Raw genomic sequence first — 18,524 nt, 5'->3', positions numbered from 1 at the left:
CCCTAATTTGCGTTCGAACGAGCAACAGCAGGATAGTCTTGTCGCTTCTCTTGATAAACTTGCCAAGCAAACCAACTGATCACAGCTAGCCATATAATCGAACCGAGAATCATTGATAATCCGTAGTCTAAGCCAAACCCTTCTGGCGCATAAAAGATATACGTCGAGACCACTCCCGTCATAAATGTTGCCGGCACACTACAAATCCAATGAAATTTAGCTTGTTTTAACAAATACATAGCTCCTGTCCACAACATCACTGTGGCGACGAGCTGATTGGTCCATCCGACATAACGCCATAAAAATGAATAGTCTATTTGAGATAATAGAAAAGCCGGAAGAGCCACTGGAATAATTAAAAACAACTTTGCCTTGCGACCATTAAATGACTTTTTAGTCGTCTGACGCAAGACATCCCCTAACATCATTCGCGATGATCGGAGTGCTGTGTCGCCAGTTGTAATCGGCAAAATAATCACACCTAAAATCGCCAATATTCCCCCCAAAGTCCCAAGCGTTGTCTGGCTAATTTCGTTGACTACTCCTGCAGCACCACCAGCAGTGATTGCTTCTTGTAAACCGCCCGTATTTCCAAAGAACGTCATACCAGCTGCAGCCCAAACGAGCGCAATCACACCTTCACCAATCATCGCACCGTAAAACACTTTACGACCTTCTGATTCTTTTTTGATCGTTCGGGCGAGAATCGGGCTTTGAGTACTATGAAAGCCTGAAATTGCACCACACGAAATCGTCACCATCATGAGTGGCCATACTGGTAATTCACCAGGATGCATACTCGCAAAAGTTAAATTTGGAATCGGATGTTCGAATAAAAACAACATGCCGAATCCAATCGCTAAAGCCATAAATATTAATATGCCACCAAACACGGGATAAACCTTTCCGATAATTTTATTAATCGGTAGTACCGCTGCGACTAATAAATAAACAAAGACAAGGATGATCGCAACAGTGAAGGTCAAAGGCGTTAATTGAGCAATCAGCTCTGCTGGCCCCGCCGTAAACGCTGCTGCCACCAGCACCATTAAGGCAATGGAAACGATATTAATCGATGATTGTGCATATTTTCCTAAGTACTTCCCGACCAGCGCCGGATATTGCTCGCCATTATGTCTTAAGGACATCATGCCAGCGAAATAATCGTGCACAGCCCCCGCAAATATCGATCCTAATACGATCCACACAAAAGCAATTGGTCCGTATAAGGCACCCATAATGGCACCGAAAATCGGACCAAGCCCAGCGATGTTTAATAACTGGATTAAACTACCTTTCCACCAACTCATTGGACTATAATCAAAACCATCATGCTTCGCGTAAGCAGGCGTTTCGCGAGAATCGTCTGCCCCAAAAATTCGTTCAACCACCTTTCCGTACGTTATGTAACCTACAATTAAAAATAAGATAGATGCAAGAAATGTAAGCATCACTGGACCTCCTTTCAAATTCTTTAGTTTTAGAAAGCTTTAAAACATTAATGCTTCTTAGCTTTGCGTTAGAAAATTTAACCTGTATTCTACTCCCATCTCCTACCCTTTTCAACCCTTTGATGATGAATTTTTAAAATTTTCAAATAAAAACGCTTACATTTATAAAAGGGGTTGAAACCTGCGATAACGTGTATTATGATAATCATTAAAATTTTCTGACTAAAAGGGGATGACAACATGGCTGAACAATCACTATCTGTTTTTAAAACCACTTCCTATCAAGAAAAACCTTTCGATCATGAACTTTCATTTGGTCGAACATTCACTGATCACATGTTTCTCATGGATTACTCCGAGGAATCAGGGTGGCATGATGCGCGAATCACACCGTATCAACCGCTTCAAATCGACCCTGCTGCAATGGTATTCCACTATGGTCAATCCGTGTTTGAAGGACTAAAAGCCTACCTTAGCCCTGAAGGCGAACCACTACTCTTCCGCCCTCAGAAAAACCTTCAACGTTTTAATCAATCGAACGAGCGACTCTGTATCCCTCAAATTGATGAAGATTTTCTTTTGTATGCATTAAAACAATTAATTCAGATTGAAAAAGATTGGATTCCAACTAGCGAGGGCATGTCTCTATATATTCGTCCGACTGTTATTTCAACCCAGCCGTTTCTAGGTATTGCACCCTCAACGAATTATACATTGATGATTATTCTCTCACCCGTCGGCGCTTACTATAAAGAAGGGATTAACCCTGTCAAAATTGCTGTTGAAAATGATTACGTACGAGCAGTTCGAGGAGGCACAGGTGAAGCGAAAACAGGTGGTAACTATGCTGCGAGTTTAAAGGCACAAGAAGTTGCAGCTAAAGATGGTTACGCACAAGTGCTGTGGCTTGATGGTGTTGAGAAGAGATATATCGAAGAAGTCGGCAGTATGAACGTCTTTTTCAAAATTGGCGATGAAGTGGTCACACCTCAGTTAAACGGTAGTATCTTAAACGGTATCACTCGTGATTCAGCCATGGCCTTACTACGACATTGGGGCTATCATGTGACAGAGCGCGCCATTATAATTGATGAACTTTATACAGAATATGAAAAAGGAAATGTAATTGAAGCCTTTGGAACAGGAACAGCTGCGGCGATCTCTCCAATTGGACAACTCGATTGGGGTGAAAAGAAAATGCTGTTTAATAATGGCGAAACTGGTCACCTCGCGAAAAACCTATACGATACACTCATGGGAATCCAATACGGAAAAGTTGATGATCCGTTTGATTGGGTTATCAATGTGAATAACACTGTTGCAACTAAGGTGTCCTAAACATAAAAACGACCAGCTTAATGAGCTAAGCTGGTCGTTTTTATTGATTAAGATTCAGGCGCCACTTAAATCAGCGTTAAAAACTTTACATCAACCTTTTGAAGCCTGTACTTAAATTTTCAGTTCCAAACCTGTCTGAATAAGTTGATTTTTTCGATCCAATTATCTCGATCGAACACTACTAATTTATATTTATTCCCACCTGTTGTTTTAACAAGTAATCCATTAGGTATAACTAGTAACGTATTTCTGGTTAAGACTTCAGCGATATCTTTTAGTTCAATAACAGTCTCTCCTGATTGGATATTGAATTTATGAGGACGATGAATTAATGCTTCCTTGGTTAAATATAATTTTCCGCCAACAGCTTCTATTCCTTTAAACAGATTAGCACCATCTTTATGCTCATAAGCTTCTGACATAAAACATCATCCTTTAAAAGTTAATTTTCTTACCCTATTAAAAAATTCACATCAATAAGTAATAGGAACAATCCATGCAACAACTTCATGTTCAACTAAAGCACCCGTTAGTTAACTAAACTCCCAGTTAATAAAACAACACCTAGAAAAATTGATAAACTAAGTGTAATAACGACTGTAAATACACTTCTTGAGAGTCCCTTCAAGTTTCTAATCCCAGATAAACCAAATATACCGAGCAGAAATGTACTTAATGTTATCCATAAAACGATGGTCAAAGGGTGGATCCCTGCTACAGAATCACTAATCCAACCTGAGAATGCTGCTGTTAGAAACAAGAATATACAAATAATAGAAAAGATAAATGACCAAAAGTTGGCTTTTTCTTGCATCTTACTCCTCCTAAATATCTTGTTCCCATGCACAATCATTCGCTTATGTTCGTTGAATAGTTTGTTCCACTTATTTTACCATATATGTACTTTTAATCCTTTAATTTCTACTATTATTTTACCGTTTTACTTGCGATTTATCATATAAAAAAAGTAGTACAATCAAGGAAAATGAATATTTGTTCTCCAAAATTGTACTACTGAAACTTAATGGGTAAGTTTTAATTTATGATTGTGATTTTTCTTCATGAACGCGGTCAAGCACTAATTCATAAGCGTCATTGCCATAGTTTAAGCAGCGCTTAACACGCGAGATTGTCGCTGTTGAAGCACTTGTTTCTTCCTCAATGCGTTGATACGTATGGCCTTCGCGTAACATACGTGCGACATCTAAACGTTGTGCTAACGCTTGGATCTCATTCACTGTTGCCACATCATCGAAAAATCGATAACATTCTTCAACATCTTTTAATTGTAAAATCGCTTCAAATAATTGGTCTAATTCGCGACCGCGTAATTTATCAATTTGCATGTTTTGCCTCCTTCGTTACTCATATGTAACGGATTCAGTTAATCCTGGCGATTCTGGTACGATGTTAACCCATGTCTGTCCAGGTAGTAATTCTAACGGTTCACCGTCAACCATTGGTGTCATGACATCGTTCACGGTTTCCCATTGGATTTCTTTTAGCTTACCTTCTTGCAAGGCATATCCTTGGCCACCTGATTGAATATCGATATCACGGCGACCAACATCATCAATGACTTCATGCCCTGTCTCGTATATTAACACATTTTCGAGGACAATCGGGTCCCCTGTCACTAAATCACTGTTCTGTTGGCCGTCACTTGATCGAATGTATCCACCTTCACTTTCATCATATTGATAAGACACGCTTCGATTAGATGAGTAACTAACACTAACCGATTCAGCTGTTTCACCTTCAACAGGTTCTTCATTATTGACCGACTTAAAATTAAACCCTTCATGATCCATTTCAGTTTCTATACCTTTGTTCGACGCTACCTCATAGGCATTATTTAAAAAGACGTATGAATTATGTGGTGCCCGACGATCAGATGAACGTCTAAACAAGTGTTTATCATCATCATGATAGGCTCCATTTAAATTATCAACCCAGCCATTACGAAGATCTTCTTCAATAAAGTTAGCCGCTCCATGATAAACGTATAGTGCATCATGAGCTTTAGCTGTTTCAATATAATACGAACGCGCACTTCGAACTGGCCCGACTTGTTCTGGTATTTCACTATGATACAACGCTACTAATCGGGTAATCCATCCTTCAGCTAAAAACTCATAAACAACATCAGCATCTGTCAATCCAGTTTGCGGTCTTGCAGATGGATGATTATTAACCATTACCGCAAGTGCTCTTCGATTAATTTCTTCGTCAGCTTCTTCACCTGTTAACGGATACGTGAATTCTAGTTCTGACGTTTCTTCTGATTCATCCGATGTTTCTTCGTTTTCATTCGTTTCTTCTGTCTCTTGCTCTTCTGTTGCTGACTCATCTTCTGTTGATTGGTCTTTCTCACTTTCTTCCCCGTCACTACAAGCTACTAACACTACTGTAAGCACTAGCGCCCATAGCCAAATCATCTTTTTCATATCCAACACCCTTTTTGTGAATGGTCTAGTTTTATTTTAACGCATAACAGAAGGAAAGAGTATCTCTTTTTTCTTAATATCCATTAAACCTTTTGGCGTAATACGAATATAAGGTAGATGCGTTGATGATAAAAACAACAATGTATAAACAGGATCACTATAAGGATAACCATGATCCTTAATCAGCGTTTTTAGTTCACGTTCTTTTTCCATCAATTCATCCATTGGTAAATCCGACATCACCCCTTGTAACGGGAGTGCTAATTCGTAAATAATTTCACCATCATTCACAACAACAATCGCACCGCCTAACGCTTTCATCCGCTCAAATGCCATATTCATATCGTCTGTGTTTTTGCCAATTAAGACAATATCACCTGTGTTAGAATAAGAACTCGCGAGACCGCCGATTGATTTCGTATATCCTTTTAAGAATGAAGAAATACGCCATTCGCCATCGCGGTCCATTAGCATCACATATGCTGTATCATCTTCTTCAGGCAAATGCTGGCTTTGTGACTCTGATTTCACAGGATATGGCTTCAAGATCACGTCATTTAACATTTTCATACCAATTGGTGACGAGAAGATCAAATCATCTTTACGTAACGACCAATCGATATTCAACTCATTAAATCCGTAACGCAACCATTCAATATCAGGCGTTAATCGCTGAAATGCATAACCATCAAACGTAATCCATTCGCCTTTAGCTAATACAGCTGTTGGCTTGGGTTGATCTGGGGCTTCTAAGAAGTTGATATGCGCGATTCGACCAGGGGCGATACTACCGAGTCGATGGTCAATTCCGAAATAGCGCGCTGAATTGATGGTTGCCATCGCGTAAGCCTGTTCTGGCTCAACGCCCTTCTCTATTGCAATTTCTACACAGCGATCGATCACACCTTGTTCATAAAATGACGGTGTTGAACCATCTGTTGTGAAAAATAAATAATCATAATAATCGCCATTATATGCTTTTAAATCATCCAGAATATTAGGTAAATCAGGTCGAATAGAAGAGTAGCGTAAACCAGTATAATAACCTAAACTAACGCGATTATAAACCTCTTCACCTGAGATCGACTCATGGTCACCATCTGCTCCAAGTAATTTTAATTTCGCTAATGTTTTTACCGAAGCACCTGGAAAATGACCTTCCACTACTTTGCGGTGACGTTTCGTTTCCTGCATCCAATATAAACCACGATCATCTTCACTCAGTATTTCAGGCCAATTCGTCAACTCACCACCATGCATGACAGCATCGTGTGAGAGCCAATCTAAAACTGTCTCATCATTAATTAATTCTTCCTCGTCTCTTAACTCTGATTGCGAATCAAAACGTGCACTCCAAAACATGGATACTGGTAATGTTTGCGAATCATCCAATAAAGAAAACGCTTTCTTTTTTTGCAATAATAAAAGAAGCATCAAATTATCATTAACAAATGTTGTCGTTCCTCGCTTTGATGCATATTCCACAAATGAATGGGGATTATATAACTGAAATGGGTGCACATGAGGTTCCACATATCCAGGTACAAGATACTGTCCAGAACAATCTTTAATTTCCGTTCGATCTGACACGTAGTCTGGCATATCGTCACCAACGTACACAATGCGATCTTCATATATCCAAATATTCGCTTTTACCCATTGTTTTAGAAAAACATTTAAGTAGGTCGCATTTTTTAATACGAGAGTAGGTGCAATGTCGCCATTAACCACGGCGGTATGTTGTCTAATTTGTTTATTTCGCCATCTGTATAATTGTTCTTTCATTATCCATGCCTCCGTTTATTAACGTGCACTATCCACTTATGTAAAATTTTAATACATTAAACTCTTGAAGGGAAGGGTAAAATGGGAAAACAAAACATCGGAACCATTAATGCATTAGTAAGAATAACATTAGGATTGTTTTTTATTAGCTACGGAACAATTAAAGCGACTAAACGTCCGTGGCATCAACGTTATTATCTCTTGATTCTTGCGGCAGCTATGAAGGTCGCTGAAGGTATTGTACGCTATTGTCCCGTAACCGACATGGCGAAAAAGCAAATCAATGCCAATTTACCATTTAACTTATTTTCTGATCCAACGAACATCGAAGGCGATTCAACTGAAGATAATCAATCGTCGGAAGAAAACCAAACATCCCAATCCACTGATCGTCCAGTTACGGATTAAATACAACTATCAAATACAAAACTCCGAACCGTCTTCTGTACGTGTTCGGATTTTTGTATGTTTTCATAATCGAATTATTCATCCTTTACAGCTTGAAAAACAATTTCCTGTTCAACAGGCTCAGCTTCACCTGATTGTTGTTCTTCAAACACTGGCTTTTCTATACGTTTGATCGGTCGATAACCTTCTGATTCCATCTGATTCAAACAATCATCAATCGATTGATAATCATTCACTCTGAATTTTTTCTTCTTCACGCTTCAATCGACTCCCTCTAACTTTCTTAACCCAGAAACCGCCATGAATTTGTCGCGGTTCATAAGCAATAATAAATGCTTTCGGGTCAATTTCCTTAATTGATTTATATAACATTAATTCATATTTACGCGGCGTTAGCACTTGAATCGCTAAACGGTCACCTTCCATGCCATAAGCATACCAACTCGTCACACCATAACCACGATTTCTTAAAGACTCCGTAAATGGGATGCTCGGATCGGAAGAAATCACATTTACCGTAATATAACCAACTGCTAATTTTTCTTCTACTTTCATACCACTAATCACACCAACACCGAAACCGAGTGCATAAGCGATTAAGTTTTGAATTTCGCCTAAATTTTCTAAAACTAAGCCCAAACCAACTGTATAAAAGGTGATCTCAAATACACCAACGGATGCTGCAATATATTTTTGCCCTTTTAGCGTAAAAATAGTCCTAACTGTCAATAAGGATACATAAACAATGTTAACACTAAAGATAATCAATAGCATTATAAGTCCAGATTCTAACATTCAGGGCCCTCCTCTTCCAATAAGATCCAAACGCTTGTATAGTGCATATCGTAAACGATTTTTCGGTCAGATTACAAGCGAATACCCTTATTATCAATACTTCATCATTATTGTACACAACATTTATTATACGGCTTGCACCAATTAATCATGATAAATGATCTTTTGCATGTTTCACTAATGAGTGACAAAAAATTTTAAGCTAGGAACTGTTGATCAGCCTACTTTTTTCTAGAATCGGTGCCTCGCGGAATATATCAGTGGCATTCTGATTTTATCAGCGACTTTTGAATTTTATCAGCGACTCAGCTAAATTTATCGGCGCAATTCTAATTATATCAGCGACTTTCTTAATTTATCAGCGCCATTTAAGATTTATCAGCGCCATCCCATTTTTATCAGCGAGATCAGCTGAAATATCGGCGACCTAGTTAAATAAGAGCTCAGATAAAATAAAGCTCATGCTCCTACAGGAAGAACATGAGCTAATAAATTTTATTCAGGTAAGAAAATAAAATATAGTAGGAAAATCACGAATAGGATATACATAACAGGATGTATTTCTTTCGCTCGACCTTTCACCAACATCGTAATTGGATAGAAGATAAAACCAATTGCAATCCCTGTTGCGATACTGTAAGTCAGTGGCATCGCAATTAACGTCAGGAACGCTGGCACTGCAATTTCGAATTGATCCCATTCAATATGACGCAAGTTGGCTGCCATTAAAATTCCAACTATAATCAGTGCTGGTGCTGTCACTTCTGACGTGACAATACCTAACAGAGGTGAGAAGAATAACGCGAGTAGGAATAAAATGGCTGTCACCACTGAGGCAAAGCCTGTCCTAGCACCGGCACTAACACCTGTTGTCGATTCGATAAATGACGTCGTCGTTGATGTACCAAGAATCGACCCGGCTACTGTTGCTGTTGAATCTGAGAATAATGCACGGTTCGCGCGTGGTAATTTACCGTCTTTCATCATACCACCTTGTGTGGCAACAGCGACAAGTGTTCCACCCGTATCGAAGAAGTCCACGAATAAGAACGTCATAATGACCACGAGCATTTGCAGCGTAAAAATCTCACCAAAGTTGCCAAATGCCGCTCCAAATGTTGGCTCTAAACTTGGCACACCACTGACCACATCATTCATGCCAGACGGTGGGTCGATTAAGCCGACTAGCATTCCAGCCACCGCCGTGATGATCATGCCGTAAAACACGCCCCCTTTAAAGCCGAGCGTTAATAATATAACTGTTGCAACCACTCCGAAAACCGCAAGTAATGTATATGGATCTTCAAGGTTTCCAAGCGTTAAATACGTGTCTTGATCCGCTTCAATAATCCCTACGTTGGTTAAACCGATAAACGCAATATAAACACCAATACCTGCACCAACTGCTAGTTTTAAATTATTCGGGATTGCATTAATAACTTTCTCACGCACACCCGTTAATGTTAAGACCATAAATATTAATCCAGAAGCTAAGACACCAGCTAGCGCTGTTTCCCATGGAATGCCCCATTGTAAAATAACCGTGTAAGCAAAGAACGCATTTAACCCCATCCCTGGAGCTAAAGCAATCGGATAACGTGCGATTAACCCCATGACAAGCGTACCGATTGCACCGGCTAGAGCTGTTGCGACGAACACCGCATCTGGATCCATCCGCGTAACCCCTTCAGGTAATTCTTCTACATCCAACAAAGCTAGTACGGATGGATTGACGAACAATATGTACGCCATCGCTAAAAACGTTGTGATCCCACCCATGATTTCGCGGCGGTAATTCGTACCTAACTCTTCAAAACGAAAATAATTTTTCAACAATCTGTCCTCCCCCATTTATGAAACACCAAAAAAAGCACCCTTGAGCGTAATCGCCAAGAGTGCATACGAGGACAAACCGACACAAAGGTATCAACGCATAGAACGTCACACACCTCTGCTGTCGTTTATTAGTCACTCATAGTCGGACCATTTACGGTAGTCCGGTAGAAACTCTTGGGCCGTATTCCCAATATTATATAAGTGTTCCATATCAAATTTTGTTTACACTATTACTTTATCTTTATACAAGGCTTTAGTCAACCGCTATTTCGACAAAATCAAATCCGTGACTTTCTTCCAAAGGCGGTAATATTCCGCTTGCTCTGATTGGAAAGAGTCTTCGCGATAAATAAATTGTTCATAGTGATGTGTTAGTTCGCTCATACTACGACCGTCTAAAATTTGATCGGCTTGTTTAGCATACTCGCGTAATGTTTCCCCAGATTTAAATGGATATCCTTTTTTCGCCAGTAACTTCATGACAAACTGATACGATTCAGTTATGGTCGCCTGGTTAACATGATGTTTAAGGCGTTGTTTTCGCCATGCATAGACTAACCGGTCACGATAATAAATCAATAATCCGACAAGAACGACGATGATGACGCTTATTGAGATAACAATCCATGGTGAAACAGATGCGTCACCACTAGTACCAGCCGCTTCAGAATCATTTTCCTCTTCACCTTCTTCAAGCTGATTATTAACATCAGGTTGTTCAGATGATTCTGGTTGATCGAGTGCATCATCTTGATTGTCATCTAAGATATCATCAATCGATTCACCAGTAGAGACGTCAACTTGGTTCTGGAATCCGATCGTCGGTTCAAATGGAACCCAACCAACGTCAGGAAAATAAACTTCTACCCAAGAATGGGCATTATTATTTTGAATTTCATAAACATTGGATCCTGCTTCAGGGAATGCATCTTGTTCTACAGCTCGGTCACCACCTGTGAACCCTTTCGCCCAGCGTGCCGGAATATCTAATGATCGTAACAACACAACCATCGACGTTGAGAAATTATCACAATAACCTCGCTTCGTTTCAAACAAGAACTGATCGACATAATCCTCATCTTCATCTGGAACAGCGACGTCTTCAGTCGCATATTCATAATCGCTTTCACTGAAGTAGTTTTCAATGGCCATGGCATAATCATAACGATTCTGATCTTCTTCAGATACAATCATACCCGCAAGATTACTAACACGGTCAGGTAAATCTTCTGGAACCTGTAAATAAGATTCATCAATGCCTGATTCCTCTTGATAAGCAACCGGAACTTCGCGCATAGCATTCCTTGGGAAATCAGGACGATCAGCCTGTATTGAATAATCTTCCTCTACAAGCGTTTGGTCACCATGATCTAAAGACAAGAGCTCATTCGTTACGAGATTATATTCAAAATTGATTTGGTCATTGGTTGTTCCCACTTGTTCTGTACCGTATATATAAGGAACTTTAGTTAAATTACCTGGTTCAATCATTTGTAAATCTAAACCAGACTCTTCTCGCGCTACCACATCGCCATATTGCGAAATCTCTGGAAACTGACCTGTCTCACTCGCGATTCGTTCACCTTCACTGGAACGCTCCCAACCATGGCCTGTATAGACATCCTTCGTTTCGACTTTCCAATAGCGTTCAGCACTAGCTGTTGCATAAAAAACGGTCGTATCATCCATCTGGAAGCCACCACCTAGTCGGTCATCATGCTCCCCATAACCGACACGCTGAACGCCGCCAAATCCAGCTCCACTTCCAAAGCCATTCTCTGAAGCTGATTGTATAAATGAGACTGGATCTGGCCATTGCGGTTCATATTTCGGCGCAGCATAACCAATAGCAGCACTTATGCCAATCACTAAGATCATCGGAGCCAACCATTTAATAAATTGGCGAGCTTTAGGTTCTGTTAGGCTCTCACTTTCAACAATCCGGTGAAAGTTTGCTAACACGAGTAACAGCGCACTTAAGCTAAAGACACGAATAATAGCCATATTAGCTTCATACACCGTAAACGTGTCTAATACCGTCACATATAATACTGTTAGAAAAATAAACGCAAGTGGACGTTTAACAACCACATACCAGTAATATAATAAATAGCTTAACATCCATAGTAATATTAAAAAGAGAAACGTCCGAAAAACGGGCGTTAATGTTTGCCAATTTTGCTGAACCGATTCTTGGACATTAAACACCATTTCTTCAAAGAACAGCTTCAACCATTCAGTCGAAAAGAAAGCTGTATCGAAAAAGACATGATGAATAAATAATAGCAAAATCCCTGTTTTGATGACCGAAATTAGCCCGAATGGTAAATGAATCAATGACAAGGCAAACATGACAACAATAAAAACAATAAATAAATGAGACTGCCCCGTATCTGTGACTATATCTAGTGGATAGACCCATTCCATTAAGAGAAACATACTTCCGACAAAGAGCGCTAAACTAACTAAACGATTCGATTGTTCTAGTTTTAGCTTCATGATGCGCTCACCTCAATCTGCCTTTTCATCAAACGGTCCTCATTCAACCAAGTAACACGCACGCCCCCATAATGGAGTTGATCCATACCATGATGCTCATCATGACCTATTAAATGCTTACTACGTACAAAGACGAGCTGTACATCAACTTGTTGTTGTTTTAATTGTAAGATCGTTTGATAAATAGATGTTGATAAATCATGCGTCACAATGACAAGGTGACGATCTTTCGATAAATGCCACGCTTCTCGCTTCAACTGTTTAGCGAATTGATTCTCTTTCACCATTTGAATCTGACTAAGCATGCGAGTCAATTTTTCAAATGATTGTTTCCCATGCTTTAATGTCACGTCTTCGCGTATTTTGCCTAACGCTACAACACTAACATCTCCATAATCCTCATACGCTTGTAACGAAATTGAATAAGTTAATTCAACACCTGCTTCGAATGCCAGCCAACGCTGATCCTCTTCTGCATGACCATTCAGAATGATCGTGAGGTCCTTTTGTTTCTCTTCTTCAAATTCCTTTGTCACTAGCGCATGCTTCCGAGCTGTCGTCTTCCAGTCAATCCAAGACATCTGGTCACCTGGAGCATAGTCACGTACACCTGAGACAAGATTCGTATGATTGGCTTTCACCGTATAATTCGTTTGTTGGCCTTCTTCAAAAGTCGATTGTTCAATACCCAGAGTGAGCGGAATTTCGCCGGGTTCCACTAATACGTAAGTATCAACATTCACCAGTTGTTCTCTTCTCACAAATCCTAACAAATCACCTGTTACGACTTTAATTTGATTAAAGTGGTGACGCCCACGCGGAATTGCATCAATTTCATAATTAAATTGCAATTTTTGACGCAAGAATGGAAACATAACCGTCTTCGCCTTATTTCGATTCTTTAACTGGTCTGGATACCCTAAAAACCGATACTTATACTGCTTCGTATCATGCCATGTCACCATTTCTGGAAGTTCGTCCTCAACGATTAAATAAAACAAGGGAAAAGGAATACGTCTTCTAATTGTGACTGTTACTCTCAAAGTCTGCCCGGCTTTCAGATAATGTTGATGCACATGTCTTTCAACCTTCATTAAACCCATTGGATAGAAAATCATAAAAATCGCATATAATAATATGGGGATAAAGCTAAAAAACAAGAACCAACTAACGAAACCACCTTGAAACATACTATATGTAAATAATAGCGCCATCAGCGCTATTACTAAGGATAAGGTAACGATTGTTTTAATGGATTGAATCATTGTTTTATCCTCTTTCTACAGGAATCATTGTTTTCTTAATCAGATCTTCTAATAATTGCTTATCAGACTTGCCTTCAAACTTCGCTTCAGCCGTTAATTGCAGACGGTGAGCAAGAACATGAGGAGCCATATATTTCACATCATCCGGAATCACGTAATCACGGCCTTGGACTAACGCATAAGCTTGAGCTGCTTTCATTAAGGCAATAGAAGCACGAGGGCTCGCACCTAACTGAATAAGTGGGTACTTGCGCGTATTCGCAACAATTTCAACAATATATTGCTTAACCGACTGACTCACATGAATCCCTTGCACCTCTTCTTGTTTCGCAAGTAGCTCTGATTGTGTCATGACAGGTTGAACTGTTTCAATCGGATGTTCATGTGTTGTGCGATCTAACATCATCATTTCTTCTTGTTTGACGGGATAACCCATTTTTAATTTTAAAAGAAAGCGATCAAGCTGAGCCTCAGGTAAGGGATATGTTCCCTCATATTCAATTGGGTTCTGAGTAGCTAAAACGAAAAACGGACTACTTAACTCCCGCGTCATGCCATCGACCGTAACATGTTTTTCTTCCATACTTTCTAGTAAAGCAGATTGTGTCTTGGGAGACGTTCGGTTAATTTCATCAGCCAGTACAACATTCCCCATAATCGGACCTGGTTGGAATTCAAACTGCATATCACGTTGATTATAAATCGACACGCCCGTCACATCTGATGGTAATAAATCTGGGGTGAATTGAATTCTGCGAAAATCCAAATCAAGTGATTTAGCAATCGCACGGACGAGCATTGTTTTTCCGACACCAGGTACATCCTCTAGTAATACATGCCCTTTAGCTAATAATGCTACGATTGTCAGTTCAACCGTTTCTCGTTTCCCCACAACAACCGTTTCGATATTATCAATTAAAGCTTGAATTTGTGATTGTTGCTCCGTAACTTCCTGGTTCATAGATAAATGCCTCCTTAAGTTCAATGATCATCACGATAACTATTCTATCTCTAACCATTATGGTTTCGGCTTAGTTACGTTATACCCTAACTCCCTCATATTTTCGCGGTAGTTACGACAATGCTCTTTAAAACAATTGGGGCGAAAATCTTTGGGTAATTGATCTTTAAATTTCTCATAACAAAAACAACGTTCCACTTTGGTCCCCCACTTTAAGTGCTCTTCAATAAATCCTGAAGTATAAGAAAAATCAAAATTTTATACGTCTATAATAACATGAAAGTCGGTGCATGAGTGAATAAAATAAAAGCCGCCTCTAAATAGAAGCGACTTTAACAGTTATTCATGATCAACTTTGTCAACGAATGACAAGGCGTATAGTGCAGCTAAACCAACAATAATATAAACTAATCGTGGAATAAATTCATCCATACCACCGAATAAACCACCTAATAAATCCCACTCAAACAAGCCAACAAGTAGCCAGTTTAAGCCACCAATAATGAGCAATATAAGTGCTGTTTTTCTCAAAACAATACACCACCTTTCCTACTCGTTTATTAGACGCTATGTAATGGTAGTATGTTTCATATCAGCCATTTCATACACAATCTTTTTTCGAGTATAAGGTGGTGTTTATGCTTAAGATTTTTGTTGTTCTAAAATCTGGAATAATTGATTAACACTAATGTGATCTTCAGGCGAAGAATCTAGGTGCATATGGATTGTGCTTCCATTTTCATCAAACAATAAAGTCGCACCTTGAATCGAAACATCTTCTGATTTCATCGATTTCATCACGACATCTTTTTGACCTTTTTCTTTCGGGATAACATTGGAAATCGATCCTTTTACGAACCCTTTTAGACTCTTCATTAATAATTTACTTTTAGGCATCGATTTGGCACCGACTTCACGGTAAGCTTGTTTCTCTGGATCCCCATAAAAAGGAAATGGATAGTCGCCAAATTGGTTTAAGAATTCCTGAACAAACGAGCTTTTATGTGGTGCAATCACTAAAACTTGATAACCATATTGGGACAGTTCATCATAACGTTCACGCAACTGCGTGATATGCTCACGGCAAACTGGTCAACCAAGATGACGCACAAGAATGACAATCGATTTTTGATTCTGAATCAGACCATCTAATTCGACTGACTCACCAGATGGCTGTTCTAATGTCGCGTTCATAGGTCTCACTCTCCTTTAAGAATAGTCTACCCGATAAGCGGATTAATTCAAACTATTTTGATTAGAGAGTTATTATTAAGAGGGCACCGGAATAAGATAGGACTTAACTTTTGTTACTTTGCCGTTTTTATCAGCACGATTGAATTCATATACATCACAAAACATATAGGTTTCATTCTCATAATGAATGACGCCATCAACCGCTGCTGTTTTACCGTGAGTAATGATATTTTCTAAACGCAGCTCTTGAATGTTATCTTCACCTTTTGATTGAATCGTATGCCGTAATTCATCTAAACCAACGATCTTATCGCCGCCGACATATTGCCACTCCAAATCGTCCACCGCAAATTCTTGAAAGGCATCAACATCACCCGACGTCAATGCGATTGAGAAATCTCTTAACAAAGCCTTACGCGGTGCATTGCCACAACTTTCTTCGCACACAATATTCATGGGATAAGCTCCTTCTTTTCGATGTTTGCCTTCATTTTATCAATAAATGATGAGAAATAAAAAACTTGTAGAAAAGCGTTAAGCTGATCTGCAAGTTAAATATGTGTCATTTTTGAAAGGTGATATCAGTGCCTCGCGCGCGTGGCATTGATCGGCGAAATTGAGATTTTATCAGCGACTTTTCTGGATTTATCGGCGCGATTTGATTTTTAACGGCGATTTTGAAATCATATCGGCGCGATTCAAAATTTATCAGCGCTATCTTAATTTTATCGGCGCTCGCCGAAATATAACGGCGAACGCCTAAATATCAAATATATCGGCGACGTAGCTCAATATATAAGCGACCGGTTATTATGAAGCAGTACGCTCTTTAAGCGGGCGGTGCTCAGGTACATTAATCGTGCTATTCTCTTCTTTATAAGCACAGTATACGAAGAAAACGGCGATGAGTAAGTAAGCGACAGCATATTGCGATGCGGCATTGAATGCCATTTCAGATGCGTGCATGAAGCCTGTGAACGATAATCCAGCTGCAACTAACGAGAAAGCAGCTGCTTTCACAAAGCGTCCGTCGATGATAAACACGGTTACAGCACCTAAAATAATTGCGGTAAACATCGCACCTTCTCCTAACGGGACGATCCCTTCTGAAATGCCTGATACAACTTGCCCAGCATCACTATTAAAGCGTGTCATCACGTAATTCGCAAAGTATGGAAGCATGGCGAGTGCAACAGCTGGGTAATATTTAGTTTCATTTGATTGAAACGCCTTTCCGACTAGTGATAAACCGACAAAAACTAAGATCGGAGCAATCGCTGCCATCGGAATAATCGCTGATAACGCAGCGACAACACCTGTTACAGCCGCTAAGCCGAATACAATGGCATTCAAAATACTATAACCACGTCCTGCACCCATTTCTTTTGAACCAACTGAAGCAATATAAACGGTTGTCGGAAATAAGCCACCAAATACAGAGCCTAACATTGTACCAACACCATCGACAGCTTGGCATTGTCGCACATCATAGCCATCACCTGCTGCATCCATCGCGTCAACATTGTTCATCGTTTCAATCGAATTGTAGACGGTAATCGGAATAATCACGGCTAATAAACCGACCATTGCAGTAAATAGCATCGTCATCCCATCAAATGCAGCGAGTGTCGGCAAGATCGGATACAAGCCCACATTCGATAATCCTTCAGAAATTTGGCTCGGTGACTGATAGCCCAATGTAAATGCTAAAACCGTTCCAATCACAATCGCAAATAACGATACTGGAATATTAAACGGCATCGCGACTTTTCCGATCACACCGACAATAATAATCATGAGTGTCACAAGACCGACGACTGGAATCGAGAACGTATTAAATAACATCTCACCCGCGACAAACGTAATCGCCACACCAGCAAGTGCTCCGAGTAAAGCCGCTCGAGGAATTTGCTTGCGAATCCAATTACCTGCAACACTACCGATCACTTGAATCAAACCGCTTAGGAAAGCTGCTGCAACAGCGATTTGCCATGCTAATTGATAGTCATTCGTTAAAGAATGCGCTGGTACTAAGACCCCGAATAAAAAGACAAACATGACTGGTGTACTAATCCCATACGACAGCGCCGTCACATCGGTTCGTCCTTCTTTTTCAGCAAGACGTTTCGCCATATGCGCATAATACAAATTACCAACAATGACAGCCACAGCCGCACCAGGAATGACTTGACCAAACACGATCCCTGTCGGAAAACCTAATCCCAGCATCGTCACTGCAATTAATACAAAATTAGCTAAGTTATTTTGAAATAACGCGAAAAATGCATCTGTGTCTTCTTTCTTAAATAATGGATAATTGACTGCTTTCTCCATCTTCATCGCCCCTTTTTTATTCGGCTTTGTTAAAGTCCGTTGTTGATATTGTGATCCGCTGCCGGCGGACGCTTTCCGCGGGCACGGCTCGAGCCTCCTCGGCCGAAAAGCGCGGCCTGCGGGGTCTCGAGACTCGTGCTGTTCCCGCAGGAGTCGCCACCTTCGCTTCTCACAATTCAACAACTCTGTGCTACATCATTCAAAATCAACA

Annotated in this window: 17 protein-coding genes, 1 pseudogene and 1 riboswitch; of the genes and pseudogenes, 2 read left to right on the top strand and 16 right to left on the bottom strand. The window is 39.9% G+C overall.

Annotated elements, in window-relative coordinates; genetic code table 11:
* Window positions 1-2: 2 nt before the first annotated feature.
* Window positions 3-1,451, bottom strand: coding sequence for a carbon starvation protein A (locus ACKXGF_RS03205; RefSeq protein WP_411954836.1), 1,449 nt, complete (start codon window positions 1,449-1,451; stop codon window positions 3-5).
* Window positions 1,452-1,691: 240 nt separating this feature from the next.
* Here ACKXGF_RS03205 and ACKXGF_RS03200 point away from each other — a divergent pair, with 240 nt between their 5' ends.
* Complete coding sequence (locus ACKXGF_RS03200; protein WP_411954835.1) at window positions 1,692-2,789, top strand: branched-chain amino acid aminotransferase; 1,098 nt, start codon at window positions 1,692-1,694, stop codon at window positions 2,787-2,789.
* Between the two features lie 119 nt (window positions 2,790-2,908).
* Here ACKXGF_RS03200 and ACKXGF_RS03195 read toward each other — a convergent pair whose 3' ends face one another.
* From ACKXGF_RS03195 to ACKXGF_RS03175, 5 genes are all read right to left on the bottom strand, one after another.
* Window positions 2,909-3,211, bottom strand: coding sequence for a GRAM domain-containing protein (locus tag ACKXGF_RS03195; RefSeq protein ID WP_411954834.1), 303 nt, complete (start codon window positions 3,209-3,211; stop codon window positions 2,909-2,911).
* A 107-nt stretch (window positions 3,212-3,318) separates the two neighbouring features.
* Window positions 3,319-3,603, bottom strand: coding sequence for a hypothetical protein (locus ACKXGF_RS03190; protein ID WP_411954833.1), 285 nt, complete (start codon window positions 3,601-3,603; stop codon window positions 3,319-3,321).
* Window positions 3,604-3,829: 226 nt separating this feature from the next.
* Window positions 3,830-4,135, bottom strand: coding sequence for a YerC/YecD family TrpR-related protein (locus ACKXGF_RS03185; RefSeq protein ID WP_167261812.1), 306 nt, complete (start codon window positions 4,133-4,135; stop codon window positions 3,830-3,832).
* 15 nt (window positions 4,136-4,150) lie between these two features.
* Complete coding sequence (locus tag ACKXGF_RS03180) at window positions 4,151-5,236, bottom strand: DUF3048 domain-containing protein (protein WP_411954832.1); 1,086 nt, start codon at window positions 5,234-5,236, stop codon at window positions 4,151-4,153.
* Window positions 5,237-5,272: 36 nt separating this feature from the next.
* A complete protein-coding gene (locus ACKXGF_RS03175; RefSeq protein ID WP_411954831.1) occupies window positions 5,273-7,021 on the bottom strand; it encodes an adenine deaminase C-terminal domain-containing protein in 1,749 nt (582 codons plus the stop codon).
* Window positions 7,022-7,102: 81 nt separating this feature from the next.
* On the opposite strand from ACKXGF_RS03175, the gene ACKXGF_RS03170 reads away from it, so the two are divergent.
* The gene (locus ACKXGF_RS03170; protein WP_411954830.1) at window positions 7,103-7,429 is read left to right on the top strand and encodes a DUF2892 domain-containing protein; all 327 of its coding nucleotides are present in this window, start codon (window positions 7,103-7,105) and stop codon (window positions 7,427-7,429) included.
* Between the two features lie 74 nt (window positions 7,430-7,503).
* Here the strand turns inward: ACKXGF_RS03170 and ACKXGF_RS03165 are convergent, their stop codons facing one another.
* The 10 genes and pseudogenes from ACKXGF_RS03165 to ACKXGF_RS03120 form a co-directional block, all read right to left on the bottom strand.
* Entirely contained in the window at window positions 7,504-7,686 is a 183-nt protein-coding gene (locus ACKXGF_RS03165) for an NETI motif-containing protein (protein WP_411954829.1), read from the bottom strand.
* The gene (locus ACKXGF_RS03160) at window positions 7,658-8,224 is read right to left on the bottom strand and encodes a DUF2179 domain-containing protein (RefSeq protein WP_411954828.1); all 567 of its coding nucleotides are present in this window, start codon (window positions 8,222-8,224) and stop codon (window positions 7,658-7,660) included. Before ACKXGF_RS03160 ends, ACKXGF_RS03165 begins: the two co-directional genes overlap by 29 nt.
* Window positions 8,225-8,719: 495 nt before the next feature.
* Entirely contained in the window at window positions 8,720-10,057 is a 1,338-nt protein-coding gene (locus tag ACKXGF_RS03155) for an NCS2 family permease (protein ID WP_411954827.1), read from the bottom strand.
* A 122-nt stretch (window positions 10,058-10,179) separates the two neighbouring features.
* Window positions 10,180-10,281: riboswitch (purine riboswitch) on the bottom strand.
* A gap of 43 nt (window positions 10,282-10,324) precedes the next feature.
* The gene (locus tag ACKXGF_RS03150) at window positions 10,325-12,559 is read right to left on the bottom strand and encodes a DUF4129 domain-containing transglutaminase family protein (RefSeq protein ID WP_411954826.1); all 2,235 of its coding nucleotides are present in this window, start codon (window positions 12,557-12,559) and stop codon (window positions 10,325-10,327) included.
* On the bottom strand, window positions 12,556-13,824 hold the full coding sequence (locus ACKXGF_RS03145) for a DUF58 domain-containing protein (protein ID WP_411954825.1): 1,269 nt from the start codon (window positions 13,822-13,824) through the stop codon (window positions 12,556-12,558). The genes ACKXGF_RS03150 and ACKXGF_RS03145 overlap by 4 nt, the downstream gene beginning before the upstream one ends.
* 4 nt (window positions 13,825-13,828) lie before the next feature.
* Entirely contained in the window at window positions 13,829-14,785 is a 957-nt protein-coding gene (locus ACKXGF_RS03140; RefSeq protein WP_411954824.1) for an AAA family ATPase, read from the bottom strand.
* A gap of 339 nt (window positions 14,786-15,124) precedes the next feature.
* Window positions 15,125-15,316 (bottom strand): DUF378 domain-containing protein, encoded by a 192-nt coding sequence (locus ACKXGF_RS03135; RefSeq protein ID WP_167261822.1) that lies wholly within the window; start codon window positions 15,314-15,316, stop codon window positions 15,125-15,127.
* Window positions 15,317-15,427: 111 nt separating this feature from the next.
* A pseudogene (locus ACKXGF_RS03130) lies at window positions 15,428-15,865 on the bottom strand (AhpC/TSA family protein); the annotation flags it as partial.
* Window positions 15,866-16,054: 189 nt separating this feature from the next.
* Complete coding sequence (locus ACKXGF_RS03125) at window positions 16,055-16,435, bottom strand: nuclear transport factor 2 family protein (protein ID WP_411954823.1); 381 nt, start codon at window positions 16,433-16,435, stop codon at window positions 16,055-16,057.
* A 354-nt stretch (window positions 16,436-16,789) separates the two neighbouring features.
* On the bottom strand, window positions 16,790-18,313 hold the full coding sequence (locus tag ACKXGF_RS03120) for an NCS2 family permease (protein ID WP_411954822.1): 1,524 nt from the start codon (window positions 18,311-18,313) through the stop codon (window positions 16,790-16,792).
* Window positions 18,314-18,524 lie beyond the last annotated feature (211 nt).

It is taken from the genome of Alkalibacillus sp. S2W, from assembly GCF_046764385.1.
GTDB lineage: Bacteria > Bacillota > Bacilli > Bacillales > Alkalibacillaceae > Alkalibacillus > Alkalibacillus almallahensis.
Note: the sequence above shows the minus strand (reverse complement) of the source record. Positions and strands in the feature narration are given on the sequence as shown.

Coding starts and splice junctions, on each gene's coding strand:
- ACKXGF_RS03180 (WP_411954832.1), bottom strand. CDS start 5,236: ATGAAAAAGATGATTTGGCTATGGGCGCTAGTGCTTACAGTAGTGTTA.
- ACKXGF_RS03195 (WP_411954834.1), bottom strand. CDS start 3,211: ATGTCAGAAGCTTATGAGCATAAAGATGGTGCTAATCTGTTTAAAGGA.
- ACKXGF_RS03170 (WP_411954830.1), top strand. CDS start 7,103: ATGGGAAAACAAAACATCGGAACCATTAATGCATTAGTAAGAATAACA.
- ACKXGF_RS03145 (WP_411954825.1), bottom strand. CDS start 13,824: ATGATTCAATCCATTAAAACAATCGTTACCTTATCCTTAGTAATAGCG.
- ACKXGF_RS03150 (WP_411954826.1), bottom strand. CDS start 12,559: ATGAAGCTAAAACTAGAACAATCGAATCGTTTAGTTAGTTTAGCGCTC.
- ACKXGF_RS03175 (WP_411954831.1), bottom strand. CDS start 7,021: ATGAAAGAACAATTATACAGATGGCGAAATAAACAAATTAGACAACAT.
- ACKXGF_RS03200 (WP_411954835.1), top strand. CDS start 1,692: ATGGCTGAACAATCACTATCTGTTTTTAAAACCACTTCCTATCAAGAA.
- ACKXGF_RS03205 (WP_411954836.1), bottom strand. CDS start 1,451: ATGCTTACATTTCTTGCATCTATCTTATTTTTAATTGTAGGTTACATA.
- ACKXGF_RS03190 (WP_411954833.1), bottom strand. CDS start 3,603: ATGCAAGAAAAAGCCAACTTTTGGTCATTTATCTTTTCTATTATTTGT.
- ACKXGF_RS03125 (WP_411954823.1), bottom strand. CDS start 16,435: ATGAATATTGTGTGCGAAGAAAGTTGTGGCAATGCACCGCGTAAGGCT.
- ACKXGF_RS03160 (WP_411954828.1), bottom strand. CDS start 8,224: ATGTTAGAATCTGGACTTATAATGCTATTGATTATCTTTAGTGTTAAC.
- ACKXGF_RS03120 (WP_411954822.1), bottom strand. CDS start 18,313: ATGGAGAAAGCAGTCAATTATCCATTATTTAAGAAAGAAGACACAGAT.
- ACKXGF_RS03140 (WP_411954824.1), bottom strand. CDS start 14,785: ATGAACCAGGAAGTTACGGAGCAACAATCACAAATTCAAGCTTTAATT.
- ACKXGF_RS03185 (WP_167261812.1), bottom strand. CDS start 4,135: ATGCAAATTGATAAATTACGCGGTCGCGAATTAGACCAATTATTTGAA.